We start from the raw sequence: 20586 nt of genomic DNA, 5'->3' as shown, positions 1-20586 counted from the left end.
TTTTGACTGCTGCCTTTAAAATTTCATGCTGATATTAAAACCATAGCTTCGGGTCTGAGGCACACCGTAGTACTCTATACCCTGTCCATTCAGCGAATTAAAGGTAGATTCAGGATCAATATTATCCACTTTACTGTACAGCAATAGCAGGTTCCTGGCGATAAGCGATACATTCATACCGGTAATTGGGGTTCTATCCAACAAACGGGTCGGGATGTTATAGCCGATGCTTACCTGCCGGAGCTTGACAAAATCGGAATCGTATACAAAATTCTCCGTGATTTCAGCCATTCTGCCGTAATAATCCTGAACTGTGGTAATGCCCTGAAGAGACTGGTCCCTGGCAGCGATGTTCCAGGTCCTTTCTTCACCGTTTCCATCCACTCCGGAAACCACCAATCCATCTTCTCTTCCTTCCAGTGTTTCTTTGTGATTGCCAGTGGCATATGCCCTGGCATTGGTCCCTGAATAGATGGATCCGCCAAACTTAAAGTCGAACAACATACCCACGCTCACATTCTTGATCCTGAAGCTGTTGTTCCAGCCTCCTGCCCATGGGGAAATGCCTGAACCCAAGTAATGGAGGTCATCGGTAAACAAAGGCAACCCGTTTTCATCGTAAACTTTCTGGCCGTTGATCCGCTGATGCTTTCTTCCCATAATCACACTGTATCCTCCGGGCATAAAGACGCCATTCTGGTCGGTATACGGTATTCTGTGCTGAATGAAGGCGCCTCCTGTCCTGGCTTCATCTACCGACAAGACCCGGGAATCCTCAAAAAGCGATTCCACATTGTTGATATTGTAGGAAAGGTTAAGGTTTGAACTCCAGGAGAAATCCTGGGATTCGATGACATTGGCTGTAAATAACACTTCATGCCCCCTGTTGGACACTTCACCCACATTCACAGTGGCCTGTCCAAAACCCGAGGCATTCGGTATCGTGGTCTGAATGATGTCATTCCTGGTAGTTCTGTCATAATAAGCGTAGTCAATACCAAATCTGTCATCCAAAAAACGGATATCAAATCCTACTTCAAATTCTCCTGCGGTCAAAGGCTGCAGCATGCTGTTGGGAACGGAAGTCTGGTCAATCCTACCCAGCGCAGCACCCATGTGCCCCTGTCCTACCAAGCTGTAATTCAGGGCCAGTTGATAAGGATTGGCCCCGCCTCCGACTTCTGCCCAAGAACCTCTCACTTTACCAAAGGAGATCCATGATGGGAGCATGAAGGCATCGGAAAACACGAAGCTACCACCGACGCTTGGATACAAGATGCTGTTGGAATCCACGGGAAGGGTTGAGAACCAATCATTCCTGGCCGTTACATTCAGGAATAGCAAGTTTTTATAGGAAAACTCAGTGGAACCAAAAATGGAGTTGATACCCTCTTGGTTAAAGTCAAATATGATGGATTGATTGGAACCGTTTATGATACTGTGCAGGAACGGAACATTAAAATTCTCTGCCCTTGCTCCCAGGTTTTCATAACTTCTTTCCATCATGTTGCCGCCGAAAAAGGCATTGACGTTAAAATCCCCAAATTCTTTTTGGGCGCCGATGATGTATTCGGTATTGATTTCCCTCACACGGATCTGTTCTTCATTCAGTGCCCCCAGTTGCCTGTATGCGGTGCCATAGGGTTCCAGACTTCTTCTCCGGCTGGTATACCAGTCCATACCAACTCGTGCTTGAGCATACAGCCAATCCGTGAAATCATACCTGGCCAGAGCCGAACCGATGATCCTGTCCCGCACATTTGAGTTTTCAAACTGATAGGCCGCCCACCAAGGGTTCTGGGAGAAGGTATTATCATTGTACTGAAGCTCTCTTCCATTATCCGGTCTGGCTCCCAGCTTGTCAGGATCGCCCCGAAGATCGTCCACATTGATATTGGGAGGCAGTATGGCCAGCGTAGCATTGGAATTACCGGGGGAATCGGATAATCTCGCCCTGTTCCTTACATTTTCCCTGGTATACTGTAATTTGGCGCTTAAAGTAAGCTTCTCCACGTAGTTGGCATTCGTTGACAAAGTGGCTGTCTGACGGTCCATCCCTGAATTGGGGGTAATGGCTTCGTTTCTGAGGTCAGACATGGAGAACCTGAAAGTCTGTTTGTCGTTTCCGCCCGTGAGAGCTACCGTATTGGTCAAAGTGGAACCCGTTCTGTAAAAACGGTTGAAATTGTCCCCTGCATAACTATACGGCCTTTCTACGCCGTCAAATTGATAGACCGGGGAACCATCCAACCGGGCTCCCCAGGAAATACCGCCAAACTCTCTTCCCTGACCGGCGTTGGTGGGCTTCATGCCTGCACTGCCGTGCCCGTATTCCTGTTGAAAATCAAAGAGGTTGAAGATTCTTTCGGCAGTGTATTGGGAGTTGACTTCCACGCCTATCCCCTGCCTTTTGGTTCCCTTTTTGGTAGTGATCAAAACTACCCCGTTTGAAGCCCTCGAGCCATAAAGCGCCGCAGCCGTGTTGCCTTTCAATACACTGAGGCTTTCAATATCATCAGGGTTCAAACTGCTCAAACCATCGCCCCAGTCGACGCCTCCCCACATACCGGCGGAGCCAAGCTGGGAGTTGTCCATGGGCACCCCGTCAATCACATAAAGCGGCTGGTTGTTTCCTGTCAGGGAGGTATTGCCCCTGATCACCACCCGGCTTGATCCCGCTACACCGGAGCCGATATTGCTCACATTGACACCGGCGATCCTGCCCTGAAGCTGGTCGCCCAGGTTGATTTCCCGGGCTTCTATCAGGTCGTCTCCCTTGACTTCACTGATGGAATATGCCAGTGATCTCCGTTCTTTCTCAATGCCAAGAGCGGTCACCACCACCTCAGCCAAATCCGACACGTCTTCCTGCAAAACCACATCCAATTGGGAGCGGTTACCCGCCTCATATTCCTGTGAATGGTACCCGATAAAAGAGAAGACCAGAACGGAGCTGCTGGTTACACTGATGGAATAATTACCATCCAGATCCGTGGTAACCCCAGCATTGGTCCCCTTGTCATAGACATTTACGCCGGGAATGGGCATACCATCACCGGCACCGGTGACTGTCCCTGTCAGCGTCCTGGTTTGGGCTTGGAGTCCCATCTGCAGGGAACAAAGCCACACCATCGCCATCATCGTTAGAAACACTTTTTTCATATTATGTTAGTTAAGGTTGATTAATTCTGACTGTTAGTCAGCATCCAAAATTGATCGTCATCAGGTAAAACTTTCCACCAAGGACAAGACCTTCCTGTTCGGCCAAAATACCTGCTAAAAAGATTTTACCGACGGCAAATCAAGACCATTGATAAATGTTTCCTTCCTGTTAAGAAGAGGTTAAAAGTATTATAAATTTTAAACGATAAAAAAAAGTTTTTTAATTTTTTTAATTATAGGTTTAATATTAAATTATTTTTTAAATTATTAAATTGAAGTTTTTTAAAATAAAAATAACGAATTCCGTAGTATACCTTGATATAAATTCCATTGATGTCTATTACCAAAAAATATTATTATAGACAACAATTATTTAGTTGTCCGGTCAGCAACTGTCAAAAGCGGAAATATATCGCAGGCAACGGAAATGGAGAATAATACCAGACTAATGACCACACTTTCCCATTCAGAAAAAGTAGCCATTTTTCCTGTTGATAAATTTCCAGCGAAAATTTTTACTTACCAGCCTGGGTGGTCAGCGGGGATAAAAAAGCCTTAAAAATAGACACAGATGCCTTCATGTTTTTCAGTTATATGGAAAAACCGTTATAACTCCGGGTCATGGATGCTCATAAAAGAATCATTCTTGGACTCCAGGTTTGAGGTGCCTGTCAGGTAGATGTCCATAGCCCTGGCTGCTTCCCTTCCTTCAGAGATGGCCCATACCACCAGCGATTGCCCTCGACGCATATCGCCTGCAGCAAATACATTGTCAACACTTGACTGGTAGTTGTTACACTTGACATTTCCTCTGCCATCCAATTCGACATTCAGTTCCTTCAGCAATCCCTCCGGCTCCGGATAGATAAAGCCCACCGCAAGAAGAGCCAGATCGCAGGTCATGATCCTTTCCGTTTCCTTTTTCTCAATAAAGGCCGGGGGCTTTCCATCATCTCTTTTCCATTCAATCTCTACCACTTTAATTCCCTTCAGTTTCCCCTCATCATCACCGATAAATTCTTTGGTATGCAACGCCCAATTCCTCCTTACACCCTCTTCATGAGAGGTGGATGTCCTTAGAATCATTGGCCAATGAGGCCATGGGTTATCCGGCGACCGCTCCAGGGGTGGTTGTTCCAATAATTCAATCTGGGTGATGGATTTGGCGCCCTGCCTGTTGGACGTTCCCACACAATCAGATCCCGTATCACCACCGCCGATCACCACAACATCTTTGCCGGTAGCCATAATCTGCTCATTTTCGGGAATATTATCACCTGCAACCCGCTTGTTGTTCTGCTTAAGAAAGTCCATGGCAAAGTAAACCCCCGTCAGTTCCCTTCCATGGATATCAAGATCTCTGGGGACGGTGGACCCACCGCAGAGAAGTATGGCATCAAATTCTTTTTTCACATCCTGAACATCTATGTTTACCCCCACATTGGCATTGGTCTTGAACTGAATACCGCTTTTTTTCATCAGGTCGATTCTTCTATCAACCACCCATTTTTCCATCTTGAAGTCAGGAATACCATAACGAAGCAGCCCCCCTACTCTATCGTCCCGCTCAAATACTGTCACCCAATGTCCGGCTTTGTTCAGTTGCTCCGCTGCTGCCAGGCCTGCCGGGCCCGATCCGATCACCGCCACGTTTTTGCCGGTCCTTATTTCAGGGACAAAAGGCTTATAAAGCCCTTTTTCAAAACCTTTTTCCGCAATGAATTTTTCTATGAATTCAATGGTGACCGGAGGTTTGTTGATACCCAAAACACAAGCCCCTTCACAGGGCGCGGGGCATACCCTGCCGGTAAATTCAGGAAAATTGTTAGTAGATTCAGCAATTTCCACAGCATATTCCCAGTCACTGTGGTAAACCGCATCATTCCATTCGGGAATATTGTTGCCTAAAGGACACCCTTGGTGACAAAAAGGAATACCGCAATCCATGCATCTTGCAGCCTGTTCCTTGGTCTTTTTATCGCTGAATTCCTCATAGAATTCCTTAAAATGCTTGATTCTCTCTTTGGCAGGTTTAGCTTTTGGCAACTCCCTGTTATATTTCATAAATCCATTGGCCTTTGTCATGTCACGTTACATTGTATCTTCCAAATCAATTCTTTCATTTGCCTCTGCTAATTTTTGCAGGGCTTTCTTATACTCAGTGGGCATTACTTTCACAAAGGATTGAAGCGCATCATCCCATCTGTCCAGTATCTTCTCCGCGATACCACTGCCCGTGTAGTTGAAATGGTTCTCTATCATTTCTTTAAGTCTTTCTACATCCTCTTCATCAAGGGGATCAAAGTCGACCAATTCCATGTTGCAGTATCCAGCAAACCTATCGCCGGGATCGTACACATAAGCCACGCCCCCACTCATTCCCGCAGCAAAATTTCTTCCTGTTTCTCCCAGAATCACGGCAACGCCTCCGGTCATGTATTCGCAGCCGTGGTCACCGACACCTTCTACTACTGCCCGTACCCCCGAATTCCGCACGCAAAACCTCTCTCCCGCCATGCCTCTAATGTAAGCTTCACCGGATATGGCCCCGTAAAATGCCACATTCCCCACAATCATGTTTTCCCCCGCTTTGTACTTGGAAGATTTGTCAGGATATATAATCAGTTCCCCTCCGGACAGCCCTTTGCCAAAATAGTCGTTGGCCTCGCCCTCAAGTTCAAACCTTATCCCAGGCGCACCAAACGCACCAAAACTTTGGCCGGCAGACCCCTTGAATTTAAAATCAATCGTGCCTTCCGGAAGCCCGGTTCCTTTATACCTTTTGGATATTTCGTTGGAAAGCATGGTACCTACCGACCTGTTTATATTGAGTATACCGAATTCGGCCCTAACTGATTCCCCGTATTCCAAAGCAGGTTGTGCTGCATCGATCAACTTCAGATCAATAATGTCATGTAACTCATGATCCTGTTCCATCTGATGATAAATGCCCACTTCTTTGCCGGCCGGTTCTTTGTAGAGTATGCTGTAGAGGTCAAGTTCCTTCATTTTCCAATGCTCCAGGGTGTCTTTGGTTTTCAGCATATCTGCCTGGCCTACCATTTCATCCACGGTTCGGAAACCGAGTTCGGCCATGATTTCCCGCAGGTCCTCGGCAAGAAAAGTAAAAAGGTTCACCACATGATCGGGGTTTCCTGTAAACATCCGCCTGAGCTCAGGATCCTGTGTGGCCACGCCTACCGAGCAGGTGTTCAGGTGGCATTTGCGCAGCATGATACAACCCTCCACGATCAGCGCCGCTGTAGACACTCCCCATTCTTCCGCACCCAGCAGCGCGGCGATGGCCAAGTCCCGGCCTGTTTTCATCTGCCCGTCCGCCTGCAAAACGATCCTGCTTCTAAGGTCATTTTTTACCAAAGTCTGCTGGGTTTCCGCCAGACCGAGTTCCCAGGGGATGCCGGCATGCCGGATGGAACTTATAGGTGAAGCGCCTGTGCCTCCATCGTGCCCGGCTATCAGGATCACGTCCGCCTTGGCCTTGGCCACGCCCGCGGCGATGGTCCCTACTCCGGCAGATGATACCAATTTCACATTGATCCTTGCCTCCCGGTTCGCATTTTTCAGGTCAAAAATCAATTGGGCCAAATCCTCTATAGAATAGATGTCGTGGTGCGGGGGCGGGGAAATCAGCCCAACCCCCGGGGTGGAGTGACGGACCCGGCCGATCCATTCATCCACTTTGTGACCGGGAAGCTGCCCTCCTTCACCGGGTTTCGCACCCTGGGCCATTTTTATCTGTAATTCCACCGCGTTGGTTAGATAGTGACTGGTCACGCCGAACCTGCCCGAAGCCACCTGCTTGATAGCAGAGTTTTCCCAGTCTCCATTGGGCTTTCTTTCAAACCTCGCTTCATCCTCACCGCCTTCGCCGCTGTTGCTTTTTCCCCCAATGCGGTTCATGGCTACAGCCAGCGTGGCGTGCGCCTCATAAGAAATGGATCCAAATGACATGGCGCCGGTGGCAAACCGCTTAAAAATATGCTCTCTCGGCTCAACTTCCTCCAAAGGGATAGGCTTTCGCGTCTTACGGAATTCAAACATCCCCCGCAATGTACAGGCTCTTTTGGACTGCTCATTGATCAGCTTAGCATAGTCCTTATATAGATTATAATTATTGGTTTTGGTGGACTGCTGAAGTAAATGCACGGTATCAGGGTTGAACAGATGGTACTCGCCCCTTCGTTTCCATTGATAGAACCCCCCTTCCTGAAGTCTGGTTTTGGGCCGTGGCTTCTCAGGGTAAGCAAGCCTATGCTTGACCAAGGCCTCTCTGGCAAGCCCGTCAAATGACAACCCGCCGATTCTTGAAACCGTGCCTTCAAAACATTTGTCAATCACCTTCTCTCCGATTCCCAAAGCCTCAAAAATCTGTGACCCATGGTAAGACTGTAGGGTGGATATCCCCATTTTCGAAAATACCTTTAGCAGCCCATAGCCAATGGCATGGATGTAATTGGCCATCGCCTCATTTTCCTCTGTGCTGTTGTATATGTTTTTCTGTTGGCTGATGGATGAGATGGTTTCAAAGGCAAGGTAGGGGTTGATGGCACTCGCGCCGTAACCGATCAAAGTGGCAAAATGATGGGTTTCAATCACATCTCCAGCTTCGACGACTATCCCGGTCTGTGCCCTTAAATTTTTTTGAATCAGATGATGGTGTATCGCGCCGGTGGCCAGCAAAGAGGGTATGGCTGCTCTATGTTCGTGAACTTTTCGGTGGGAAATGATCAAAATATTAAATCCCTCCCTGACCGCTTTTTCTGCTTTGAGGCAGATCTTGTCAATGGCTTCTTCAAGTCTTCCGGCTTGCCCGTCAGGATTAAAAGTGGCATGTATATTTCTGGATTTAAAATTTGAGTGCTTAATATTTCTGAGCTTTTCCAGGTCTTCATTGGTCAACACCGGATGGGGGAGGTGGATATGGCTGCAGAATTCCGGTTTCTCATCTAAAATATTATAAAAACGCCCGATGTTGGTAAACAAAGACATCACCAACCTTTCCCTAATGGGATCGATGGGCGGATTGCTGACCTGGGCAAACATCTGTTTGAAATAACAAGAGAGGTGCTGGCTTTGATGGGAAAGAACTGCCAGGGGTGTATCCGCTCCCATAGAGCCAATAGGTTCTTTGGCTATGTCCGACATAGGACCCAAGACGACCCTTAGATCCTCGGTCGTATAACCAAAGGACAGTTGCTTTTTCAACAAGGACTTTTCTTCTTCCGGGTAAACCCGCGCATTCTTAGCTGGAAACGCACTTATACTGTGCTTGTGCCTGTTCAGCCACTCCCTATATGGCTGTCGGCTGCAAATCTCTTGCTTAAGTTCTTCATCACTGATGATTCTTCCTTTTTCCAGATCAACTACAAACATTCTTCCCGGCTTCAGACGCCCTTTCAATACCACCTTTGATGGATCTACCGGTAACGCGCCTGCCTCAGAAGCCATAATCAGTTTATCATCGTCGGTGAGACAATAGCGGGAAGGCCTCAGACCATTTCTGTCAAGGGTGGCACCTACAACCTTCCCGTCCGTAAAGCAGATGGACGCAGGCCCATCCCATGGCTCCATCAGAGAAGCATGGTATTCATAAAACGCTTTTTTATGTTCTTCCATCGTTTCATTGTCCTGCCATGTTTCAGGAATAAGCATCATCATCACATGGGGAAGTGACCGCCCGCCCAGGGTAAGCAGTTCCACGATGTTGTCCAGATTTGCCGAATCTGAATGGGTAGCATCACAGATAGGCAGTAAAAGTTCCAGTTCTTCTGCGGTAAACAGGCTGGATTCCAACAAAACTTCTTTGGATTTCATCCAGTTTACATTGCCCCGTATGGTATTGATTTCGCCATTATGGGCAATAAACCGGAAGGGCTGGGCTAACTTCCAACTTGGAAATGTATTGGTAGAGAATCGGGAGTGTATCAAAGCCACCGCAGAAACCGTTCGCTCGTCCTGCAAATCCGCATAATAAGGCCGTACCTGAGTGGTTCTCATCTGCCCTTTGTACACCACGATCTTATGAGACAGGGTGGGCATATAGAAGCTTTCATCGGTTCCGGGAACACACTTTCTGATATGGTGGGTGGCAAAATTTCTTAAAACGAAAAGCCGTCTCTCCAGATGTTCCGAATCCTTAAATTCTTTTTGCTTGATAAACACCTGTTCTACTTTGGGTTCTACTGACAGGGCCGTCAGTCCAATACCTTTGTTGTCAGTAGGCACCTTTCGATATCCCAGTAGCTCAAAACCGAAATCCTTAATACAATCATTGAACAAATCCCGGCATTCTTCCCTCCTGCCATGGTCGGAAGGAAAAAAAATCATCCCCACGGCATACTCACCGAAAGGGGGCAACTGAAAACCTAATTTTTTACATTCTTCTGCATAAAGATCATGGGGAACCTGGATAAGTACGCCTGCACCGTCACCGGTATCAGGCTCACAGCCACAACCGCCTCTGTGCTCCATATTGACAAGCATGGTCAGGGCATCTTCAATGATTTGATGGGACTTCCTACCCTTGATATCCGCCACAAACCCAATGCCGCAGGAATCATGTTCTAAAGAAGGTATATATAAGGATTTGGTTTTTTTAGCCTCCGAAAATTTCATAATAATAGGCTTTGGTGATTTTATAAAGTCATAATATATCAATGTTTATTTATAAATATACAAAAAATTATAATTAATGTTGATATTTCCTTTTATACACACCCCTATTTATAAGCATCCGTCCATCTAATCAACCGCACACCTTCCCTGACAGGCTTTGAGATTTTTTAAACCTAATGAATCGACATCTCTTTCAGAAGGTCATCATATGTCACTTGTCGGTTTGGTTGAAGGGGGAGCAAAAGTCATTTCCCTCCTTTCTTCGCCTTGACATACATATTCCCGGAATCACGATATGTCCACAAAAAATCACCAAAAAAAACCTAGGAAATAACCTTAACTGTTTACTATATTTGAAAAGGATGAAAGCGGGTGTAGCTCAGTTGGTAGAGCGTCAGCTTCCCAAGCTGAAGGCCGCCGGTTCGAGGCCGGTTACCCGCTCTCTTTTTTTAGAATGTATAAAGCTCCCACCAAACCCGTTGAAGGCTGCCTTCGGGATTTAAGATAACTTTAATCCCTCAGCGTGTTGCCGGTTTATGGGAGCTTTAATCCCATCAAAATTGAAGCGCTACCTGAACCGGCACCTTATTGGTGACGATATCAAAAACAGGCGACTTTTGTACAAAAGATTCCAGCTTCATTTTTTCCTCCTGGGTCAAATCTCCCTCTACAGTGAAAGTAACCCTGATCTGCTGATAGCCATTTCTGACCTGATCATTCAGCCCCAAAAAGCCCTGCACATCCAGGTCTCCTTCCAGTTTTGACTCAACACTGTCGATGTTTATACCGTTGGCGGCCGCATGCAAGACCATGGTGGTTGTCATACATCCCGCAAGGCCATGCAGGATATACTCCACGGGATTTGCACCTTCATTGGCTCCAAGCAGTATGGGCGGCTCGCTGTTGTCATAGACAAAAGGTTTCTTCCGGGAGTTATCTTCCTGTCCTCCTCCGTAAAAACCCTGGATCCAGCTCCGGTTATGACCTCCTTTGATCCATTTGTTGCTTACCCTGAATTCAAATTGGGCAATCGCAGGATTGGCCTGAATGGCGTTGACCGTGCCGACAATTTCATCCAGGCTAAAACCATTGACATGGCCGGGCTTGCTTTTCGCTTTTTTCCTGGAACCTTTTTCCACCTCCGTCTTCCTGTGGCCCCGTTCCTCATCGGGACGGGTCTTTGCGGGCCCCATGCTCAGATGAGCAGCTGCGGTGAGCAATAAGATGGCGGTAAAAGCCTTTTGTACGAAACCGGATTTCAGTAATTTTTTCATTTTATCAGAATTTTTTTTGGTTAAACATGTTTCGCCCTTTGCGAGGAACATGCCATCTCCAAAAAACGCTGTTTGCAGCGCATATGAGCTGATTATGGGGTAGCGAAGAATCGCCAGTCGCGAATTTCCGTGAGTGGAACCGGCGAAAATCCGCGATTCTTCCTATGTCCGTTTTTCAAGTCCAAACCCAGTACAACTAATGTTTTTTGACCGCATGCGGGCAAAACTGTCCGGGAAACTTCAGATATCACCGACAAAAAACCTTCTCACGGATAATAAACAGCTATTTTTCAAATGGCACGGAAGTAGAACCAAATTGAAGAAGACATGCAGTTTTGATATCAAATACCCACCCCCAAGTCCCTAATCATGTGGAAAAACTATTTTAAAGTATCCTGCAGAAACCTGATGAAGCGGAAGCTCTATGCCGGTATCAATATCATTGGGCTGACCATAGCCATCGTTAGTTTTTTGGCCATTTCCCTCTATATTTATCATGAATGGAGTTATGACAAAATGTATGTTGGATATGAAAGGATATATAAAGTCAACCAGAAATTCATCGTCAATGGTGACGAAGAGCTGATCAGCACTACTCCTTCGGCGTTGGTTCCGGCTGCTTTGGATGAAATTCCGGAAATAGCCACCGCCACTGTGGTGTTTGACCTGAGTATTTTCAGTACTGTGCTCATAGCCAATGAAGATATGGGTTTTGAAGAATCCAGATTCGCATATGCAGACCATAATTTTTTCAATGTTTTTGATTTCAAATTGATAACAGGGGATCCCGCAACTGCACTGGTGGAGCCCAATCAGATCGTCTTGACGGAAAGCACCGCAAAGCGTTATTTCGGAAGTGCCACTGAGGCTCATGGAAAAACGCTGCGGGTAGAGTCTTCAGACTATGTTGTCACAGCGGTGATGGAGGATTTTCCATCCAACAGTCATCTTTTGTTCGATTTTCTGGCTTCTTTTAAAACCCACCCTCACGGTAAAAACCCTGAATGGAACCCCAGTAATTATTTTTCATATATCAAGTTGAAAGAGGGGGCGGAATTGGCTGTATTAAACGCTGGATTTGAGCAATTGATAGAAAAGTATCTCGGTGAAGCCCAGAAAAGTTATGGGTTTCAGTCCGCGGTTTTTGTACAGCCCGTTTGTGAAATTCACTTAAGCGGAAATGACCTTAGAGGAGTCAAGCCCGGATCTGATATCAAATACCTGTATATTTTTGGAACAGTGGCGCTTCTACTGATATTTATTGGTATAATCAATTACGTCAATCTTGCTACTGCTGAAGCTACAGAAAGAAACAAAGAAGTCGGGTTGAGGAAAGTATTGGGAGCAGAAAGGGTGCAGCTTTTTGGGCAATTTATTTCTGAGTCTATTATTCTTACGGGAAGCGCATTGTTCTTCAGTTTGTTGGTTCTTTTTCTGATAAAATCAAATTTTGAACAGATTTCAGGAGTTCCCTTACAGCTTCAACAGCTGCTTTCCCCATCCGGTTTGCTTGGATTGTTTGGCTTGTTGCTATTGGTAAGCGTCCTTTCAGGTATGTACCCGGCGCTGATACTTTCCGGTGTCCAGCCCCTGAAAGCGTTGGGTAAGGAAATCAAACCGGGAGGTGGGGTCTGGTTGAGGAAGTCCCTGGTTGTATTTCAGTTTTTCGTTTCCATTGGCTTGTTAATGGCAACCATGATCGTCAAGGATCAACTGGAATATATGCAGAACATCCATCTTGGATATGAACGTGAACACCTCATATCCTTGAATACACATGCCAGAATGAATGAAATCATACCCGGCCTGAAAACAGAAATGGTAAGGACGGGAGCAGCTACTTCCTCTGCGCTTGCAGCAGATATGCCTATTTACATCAAAGCCGGATATTCCATAAGAGCTGGGTTTGATAATGACAAAGAATTCAACATCACCGGATATGCGGTGGATGCAGACATTTTCAAAACTATAGGTGCCTCAATCATAGCCGGGAATGATTTTTCTGACCAGGATATAAACAGGTCAACCGCTTACCAAGAGCAACTTGAATTGCCAATTATCCTCAATGAGGCTGCTGTTAGAGAACTGGGTTGGAAAGTTGAAGAAGCTGTTGGAAAAAAAATTGATATGGGCGGCAACGCTGCCCGGATCAAGGGTATAGTTGCAGACTTTTATTTTAACTCCTTACATCATCAAGTGAATCCATTGGTGGTTTTCATTGACGAGTCGCAAACCAACTTACTTTTGGTAAAACTCGCGAAAGGAAATCCGGGACTGCATTTGGCAAGTCTCGAAAATACCTGGAAAACGCTTGTTCCTGACAGACCATTCAATTACAAATTCGTGGATCAGGAGTATGGACAGATGTACAGGTCAGAAGAACGGGTAAGTTTGATTTTCAGTCTGTTCGCAGGTATTGCGATTATAATCGCCTGTATGGGTTTATTTGGATTGGTGTCTTATGTAGCACAGAGAAGGACCCGGGAAATCAGTATCCGGAAAGTGCTGGGAGCAACCGCAAGGGATGTGCTCAAATTGCTTTCTTCCGATTTCTTTATGTTGCTGGCAATATCCGCCGTTTTTGCCATTGCATTCGGGTTTTGGTTTTCCAAAGAGTGGGCGGAGGGGTTTGCTTATAAGACACCGGTATCTGTCTGGGTTTATGCCCTTTCCATTGTGATAGTAGCCGTAATTTCCTTTCTCACCATAGGCTACAGAACGGTAAAAGTAAATATGCAGAACCCTGCCCAGACTTTAAAAGATGAATAATAACGGACTTTTAAAGCCCGAATGGAAACGACAAAAAAATGAACCATTTAAAACCCTTTTAGCATGTTTCTGAACTATCTGAAAATATTTGTCAGGAATTTGAGAAAGAATCCTTCTTTTATTCTCATCAATGTCTTTGGTTTATCAGTTGGAATGGCCTCCAGCATTCTTATATTTTTATTTGTGCAACATGAGCTTAGCTATGATGCTTATCATGAGCACAGCGACAGGATTTACAGGGTGTCCAGAGCCTGGTACAATCAGGACGGAGAAACCAGCCTTCATCTGGGACATGCTGCACCTCCTTTTGGTCCTTTATTGAAGTCTGATTTTGATGGACAGGTGGAAGAAGCCGCAAGGTTGCTGAATTCCAAAGTGGTAATAAAGGATGAGGAGAACATATTTGAGGAACGCAGGTTTTTCTTTGCTGACCCGGAAATTTTCAAAATCTTCTCCTGGAATCTGAAAAAGGGCAATGAAAGCTCGGCGCTGACCTTTCCGGACGGCTTGGTGCTTTCGGAAACCATGGCCTCTAAGTACTTCGGCGAGGGAGACCCTATGGGACAGACGCTTACCTTGATGATAGGCAGCTTCTCGTTTGAAATGATTGTAAGAGGTATTATGGAAGATGTGCCGGACAATTCCCACTTCAAAGCGGATTTCCTCGCCTCAATGGAGCCTGTCATCAATTTTTACGGAGGCTATGAGGAGATGATGAAAAATTTTGGGAACAATTCTTTCGGCACTTACCTGAAATTGGCTGAGGGCGTGGATTATAAGGATTTAGAAGCACAGTTTCCCGACTTTTTGGATAGGCACTTACCTTCGGATTCCCGAAGTTCCAAAGCTTCTTTGGGGACTTCCCTCTTTTTGTGGCCCCTAAAGAGTATCCACCTGCATTCCAACCTTGATTCAGAGGCCGAACCCAACAGCAGTATAGAGTATGTTTACATTTACAGCGCCATTGCCCTATTTATTTTACTCATTGCCTGTATCAATTTCATGAACCTGGCCACGGCCCGGTCCGCCAAGCGGGCCATGGAAGTGGGGATGAGGAAAGTGCTGGGCGCAGACCGGCAATTATTGATAAGACAGTTTATGGGAGAGACGGTTTATATGTCTATTTTGGCCATGGTGCTCGCCTTGGTCATGGTGTGGATAGTCTTGCCTTATTTTAGCAATTTTACAGGAAAAGAGCTGTCCATAAACTTTTTCAGCCATCCCGAATACATGGTGGGTTTTCTAATATTGGTGCTGACGGTAGGCTTAATCGCCGGCAGTTATCCTTCCCTGTTTTTATCGGGGTTCCAGCCTGTGAGCGTGCTGAAAGGTACCTACAAAATCGGCACGGTCCATGAAAAATTCAGGTCCATATTGGTGGTAAGTCAGTTCGCCATCAGCATTGTCCTGATCGTGGCAGTGCTGGTGGTTTTGAGGCAGCTGGATTTTATGAAAACCAAGGATCTGGGATTTGAAAAGGATGAGATTGTGGTACTCCCGGCGTACAAGGAATTTACGGACAATTATGAAATGCTTAGGGAACGCCTCCTGAAGCAAAGAGGAATCAAGGAACTTGCTTTGGGAAGCAGAATCCCTTCGGGAAGACTGCTTGATTCCCAGGGCACCCAGGCAGAAGTAAATGGCACGCTTACAACGATTGATATCCGGGTAGCAGATATCCACGTGAGTCATTCCTTCATGGCAACCTTTGGCATACAGACAGCAGCGGGAAGGGATTTTGATTATCAACTGGCGAGTGATTCCACACAAGCCTTTATCCTCAACGAATCCGCAGTCAGGGCCATAGGCTGGAAAGATCCCCAAGAAGCCATTGACAAACAATTCCTTTATGGTGGCAGACGGGGGTACGTGGTCGGCGTAGCGAAGGATTTTCATTTCGAATCCCTCCACCAACCCATCAGCCCCATGGTCTTTATGATACCTGATGACAGGTTCAATGAAGTGGCCATCAAAATTGATCCGGGTTTTAAGGATGAAGCCATCGCCTTTTTGAAAGAGGAATGGCTGGCAATGAAAGCTGATTTTCCATTTAATTATTATACCGTGGCTGACCGTTTCGACCAGCAGTATGAAGCGGAACAAAAAATCGCTGCGGTTTTCGGCAATTTTGCCGGTCTGGCCATCTTGATATCGGCGTTGGGATTGTTTGGTCTCGCCACCTATTCCACAGAACAGCGTATCAAAGAAATCGGTATCCGTAAGGTAATGGGGGCAAGTATCTGGAATGTGGTGTCACTTTTGGCCCAGGATTTTTTAAAACTGGTCCTCATCGGCTTTGTAGTAGCGACACCCATCGCGTGGTATGGGATGAACCAATGGTTGGAAAACTTTGCTTACAGCATTCCCGTACCCTGGATGCCCTTTTTAATCGCCGGTATATCCGCCGCCTTGGTAGCAGCTTTGACAGTAAGTTCTCAGTCCATTAAGGCGGCCATGACCAATCCTGTGGAGACATTCAAGGTGAATTGATCAAACAGCAACCTGCTGCTAATAATCAGTCATCAGACAATATGCACAGAGTTCCCTATAGCCGTTCACCGTTCAGAAAAAAGCCTGGCCCAATCGGCCAGGCCTTTCCGCATTTTAATCCATTTATGAAATTCCATTTACATGGCCATATTATAGCCTCCAAAGCGTCTCAGGTTATAGGTAACCGTCAGCATAATAAACTGCCTCAAAACCTGGGTTCTTACGTCTTCCACAAACACATCAGTGACATTCCTGTCAATGCTTACGTTTTGATTAAGTAAATCAAACACGGTCAGTTTGATTTCGGTCTTTTTACTGGGGGGAATCCGGAAACCCACATCCATGTTGCACAGAAGGATCCCCTGATCAAAATCTTCGCCTAATCCGGAATAAAGCTGGTGATTGACACTGCTTCCTAAAAACATCCCTCCTATAAAATTCCAGAATACATCGAGCCGGGTAGTTTGGGTATAGAAATTGTTCTCCAATTCCTGTTGCAGACTGCTTCTTACCATGTTGTAATTGCCCCTGGTGGATAAGTTGAAATCCACCCGTTCATTGATATTACTGCTTAGCACAAAACCTTGGGAAAAGGTGGTATTGGTATTGAAATTATTTCGGCTGTTGATGATGCCCGGACGGTTGTTTACCCGGAGGCCGCCGTTTATATTAAGGTTGCTCTTCATAAAACGCAATGGAAAACCATAGCTGCTGTAAGCTCTGAAAAACCAATAGTTGTCCAAGTTAACCGGACGGTTATATTGTCCCCCTTGGGGCAACAATACTTCCTGGATCAGGGTGTCTTTTGAGGCAATAAAGGTTTCGTTTCCGATGAAGCCTTCTCTCACATTTCCATATAAAAAAAACATAAAGGACCGGTTGGTCTCAGGGTTTATCCTCCGAAAACGGGTGAAAAGCCTGTGACTGAACTCCTGATCCAGTTCAGGATTACCGTTGGAAATTTGAAGCGGATTGGCATTGCTGATCACATCCTGCAGTTGACGGATGGTGGGTGCAGTCGTTTGGGTATTATAATCCAGGCGGATATTGCTGTATTCGCCCACCTGATAGTTCATCACTATTCTCGGCAAAAAATTCACGAAGTTTCTTTTCGTATTCTCAAATCCCGGAAATATCCTATCACTGTCTATCAAAGCGGATTGCATTTCAAAATTGGAAAACAAAGAGAATTTTTCATTTCTGAAACTATACCCCATGCCAGCTCTTTGGGTTTTATAACTGTTCTCAAACTGATTGGAAAGGGCACTGTCCAAGTTGATGATTCCGGTCTCCTGCTCCTGTACCAACACTTCCTGAAAAGTATCCGACATATTGTTGGATACACGGTAGTTGAACCGCAACCTGGATTTTTCGCTCAGCGGCTCAAAATAGTTCAGGTTAATACTGTAATATAAACTGTTGTAAAGGTTTTCCCTGTCTTGTATCAGGCTATCCGCCTGGGATGTATGGAAGTTTTGGTTTACCGCCACCAGGTCGGAGTTGCTCTTGCTGTCATAGGTACTGGTATAGACACTTGTAGATAGCGCTCTTCCTTGCTTGGCGAATTTGTACCTATAGGTAAACGAATTGCTTACGTTCCAAGACTCCCTATGGGAAGCGGTGGTGTTTTCATTCCGGTTGATGGGGGTGTTGGCATCAAAAAGGTTCATCGCATCCCTGACATTAAGCGCTGTTCGTCTGTCATACCCCATTCTAGGCCTTACAATAATCGCATGCCTTTCATTGATATCATAATCGATGCGCATGCTTAGCCGATGGCTTTGGGTCCTGCTTTGGTTATTTCTCTCTTCATTATAAAGCTGGAGGCTGTCATTGGGCAGAATATACTCTCTCGAAGATCTCCGGTGAAGCACATTGTCCCGGTCATTGAAGAGATAACTGCCTGTGATCTTCATTTTGGCATCAAGGTATTCGTCAGAAAAATTCGCTCCCAAGGCATTGGTGTTGGTAATCCCCGGCATATTACCCACCGTCAAATCATCTCCCCCTCCCCTGCGGCTGTCTTCATTATTCAGGTTGCCGAGTTCGTCTGCCCCAAAATTCTGTTGGTTGATGTTGTTACTCAGACCTAAAATGGAGAGCCTTCTTGCTTCGTTGAAAAAATTCATGTTCCCGCCGGCCAGGTAATTGTCTCCTGTACCATATCCTCCATAAAATTTACCGAATCTACCGGCACGTTTATCGGGTTTGGTGATGATATTGATCGTCTTGATGGTTTCTCCATCATCAAACCCCGTAAGCTGGCCTTCATCGCTTCTCCTGTCCAAAAATTCGACTTTTTCTATGACTTCAGCAGGAAGATTTTTCAATGCGGCTGCCGGATTGTCACCAAAAAACGGTCTTCCATCTACCAGGATCTCCTGCACATCCTCTCCCTGGACCTGGATTACCCCGTTCTGGATGACCACCCCCGGCATTTTACGTACCAGCTCATCCGCATCGGCCTCCGGTCTTGTTTTATAAGCATTGGCATTGAAAGCCACCGTATCGCCACGTACTTCCCCTGTCATGGCTTCAGCGGAAATCTCAAAGGTCTCCAATTCCTGTCCATCGCTCACCAACTCAAAAACACCAAGGTTATTTCCCGAAGAAGCGCTTCTCTTTTCCTGGAAGGTTCTATATCCAATAAAGGATAATTCGACAACAAATTCCTTTAGGGGAGGCTTTTTTACCTGAAAGTTACCATCAAAGTCCGTGTAACCAGAACTCAGCGTCTCCCCTTGGTCATCTTTTATAAATACATACGCACCGAAAAGCGGTTCCCTGGTCTGCTTGTCAATGATCTGGCCTTTATACTGTTCTTGACCAACAGCCGCTGAGAATATGAAAACTGAAAAAATAAGAAAGGGTAATTTCAAATACATAAAGCAAATATTTATCGGAATGGTTGAGCGTTTTTCAGATAATGCATCAGCAATTACTTTATTACAGCCTGATTGACCTAATAATATTATGTCAATGCAGAAATGAAAGTGTTATAAGGCAAAAATTCATTATGACCAATTTTCCCAAAATCACCTACATAAAAAACCCAAAAAAATCAAGTGTTTTTTTATTATTTTAAGCCATATAATCCCACTTTTACCCCCATTGAAATTAAAATTGAAAAATTATTTTCTGCTGAGAACAAGCTGATTATTCTAATCCATGAAAAATGTGGCTTTGATGATTTGCATTAAAAAAAAAGACACCCTACCTTTGTGACACCTTTTCAAAAAGAGGGGTTCACGAGGTATAAATTGGCCGATGGTGTAACTGGCAACACGTCTGATTTTGGTTCAGAAGAGTCTAGGTTCGAGCCCTAGTCGGCCAACTAACCGCTTAATAAACTGAGCGGTTTTTTTGTGCCTTGAATTTTTAAATCCGGGGCTTTTAAAACACCTACTCCTTTTAAAAAAAAATTCCACTCGCCGGGTTTTAGCCAAAAGCATTAAAAAGGGCAGATTTGAGCCGGGCCAATCAGGTATAGATGTGAATTTTTTCAAAAATTATATAACAAATCGCCGGACTTAGAATTGTAGTTTTAAAAAACTAAAAACAACAATCGCCATGGAAAAAACCTATAAAATCTCCGGCATGACCTGTCAGGCTTGTACCCGGATTGTTCACCATACCATTTTAGGGGTTAAAGGCGTGAAAAAAGCAACTTTGGACCTGTCCACCCACCTTGCTATCATAGACATGGATGAAAATGTTGATTTGGCTAAATTACAAGACGCCTTCACCAAGGCCGATTCCCTGTATCAGATTTGGGAAATGGAACCCGGATCTGCTGAAAGCCATCCTGGTCCCTGGGACACGACAGCAGCCAGCAAAGACCTTGTGACTGCCTATATTTCCGCGGTGGGAAAGCTGGATCATCAACAATTGGAAAAACACCTTCACCCTTCTTTTACCTATAAAGGGCCTATTACCTGCAATTCAGCACAAGAATACATCCAACTGATCGAAGAGCATGCGAATTCGCCCGTAGCCAGTATACTGGTAAAAAATAACATACAGGCCATTTTTGTTGATGGGGACGAATCATGTGTCATCTACGACTCGGAAAGCCGGTTTCCAGACCTAAAAGTCCCCTTTGTAGAGTGGATCAAAATCAAGGAGGGTAAAATCGCTGCCACCCAGGTCAAATTTAACCGTCAACAGATGAAACTGCTGATGCAGGAGGTCAGAAAAAACCAGACCCGGTCATAAAACAATGTCGAAAGGAATACGTCAAGCGGCAAAACCATAA

The 20586-nt window shown here is 45.5% G+C and carries 8 protein-coding genes and 2 tRNA genes; 5 read left to right on the top strand and 5 right to left on the bottom strand.

From position 1 onward, the window contains the following. Window positions 1-15: 15 nt before the first annotated feature. The 3 genes from ACFPFU_RS12730 to gltB form a co-directional block, all read right to left on the bottom strand. Window positions 16-3162 carry a SusC/RagA family TonB-linked outer membrane protein gene (locus ACFPFU_RS12730; RefSeq protein ID WP_377065046.1) on the bottom strand — a complete coding sequence of 1049 codons (3147 nt, stop codon included), beginning with the start codon at window positions 3160-3162 and terminating at the stop codon, window positions 16-18. 606 nt (window positions 3163-3768) lie between these two features. Next, window positions 3769-5247: a glutamate synthase subunit beta gene (locus ACFPFU_RS12725; protein ID WP_377065044.1), complete on the bottom strand. Its 1479-nt coding sequence runs from the start codon at window positions 5245-5247 to the stop codon at window positions 3769-3771. Window positions 5248-5253: 6 nt separating this feature from the next. Then, window positions 5254-9798, bottom strand: a complete 4545-nt coding sequence (gene gltB, locus ACFPFU_RS12720) for a glutamate synthase large subunit (protein ID WP_377065042.1) — start codon at window positions 9796-9798, stop codon at window positions 5254-5256. A gap of 368 nt (window positions 9799-10166) precedes the next feature. Here gltB and ACFPFU_RS12715 point away from each other — a divergent pair. After that, window positions 10167-10239 (top strand) — tRNA-Gly (locus ACFPFU_RS12715). Between the two features lie 113 nt (window positions 10240-10352). Here the strand turns inward: ACFPFU_RS12715 and ACFPFU_RS12710 are convergent. Next, the gene (locus ACFPFU_RS12710; protein ID WP_377065040.1) at window positions 10353-11072 is read right to left on the bottom strand and encodes an OsmC family protein; all 720 of its coding nucleotides are present in this window, start codon (window positions 11070-11072) and stop codon (window positions 10353-10355) included. 369 nt (window positions 11073-11441) lie between these two features. On the opposite strand from ACFPFU_RS12710, the gene ACFPFU_RS12705 reads away from it, so the two are divergent. Further along, window positions 11442-13841 carry an ABC transporter permease gene (locus tag ACFPFU_RS12705; protein ID WP_377065038.1) on the top strand — a complete coding sequence of 800 codons (2400 nt, stop codon included), beginning with the start codon at window positions 11442-11444 and terminating at the stop codon, window positions 13839-13841. 63 nt (window positions 13842-13904) lie between these two features. Beyond that, window positions 13905-16331 (top strand): ABC transporter permease, encoded by a 2427-nt coding sequence (locus ACFPFU_RS12700; RefSeq protein WP_377065036.1) that lies wholly within the window; start codon window positions 13905-13907, stop codon window positions 16329-16331. Between the two features lie 137 nt (window positions 16332-16468). Here ACFPFU_RS12700 and ACFPFU_RS12695 read toward each other — a convergent pair whose 3' ends face one another. Beyond that, on the bottom strand, window positions 16469-19216 hold the full coding sequence (locus tag ACFPFU_RS12695; RefSeq protein WP_377065034.1) for an outer membrane beta-barrel protein: 2748 nt from the start codon (window positions 19214-19216) through the stop codon (window positions 16469-16471). Between the two features lie 376 nt (window positions 19217-19592). Here ACFPFU_RS12695 and ACFPFU_RS12690 point away from each other — a divergent pair. Next, a tRNA-Gln gene (locus ACFPFU_RS12690) sits at window positions 19593-19665 on the top strand. Window positions 19666-19901: 236 nt separating this feature from the next. Continuing rightward, window positions 19902-20546 (top strand): cation transporter, encoded by a 645-nt coding sequence (locus tag ACFPFU_RS12685; RefSeq protein WP_377065032.1) that lies wholly within the window; start codon window positions 19902-19904, stop codon window positions 20544-20546. Window positions 20547-20586 lie beyond the last annotated feature (40 nt).

Origin of the sequence: Negadavirga shengliensis (assembly GCF_042652345.1) — a bacterium.
Taxonomy (GTDB): Bacteria; Bacteroidota; Bacteroidia; order Cytophagales; family Cyclobacteriaceae; genus Negadavirga; species Negadavirga shengliensis.
The sequence above is the reverse complement of the archived record's forward strand: the minus strand, read 5'-3'. Positions and strand labels throughout refer to the sequence as shown.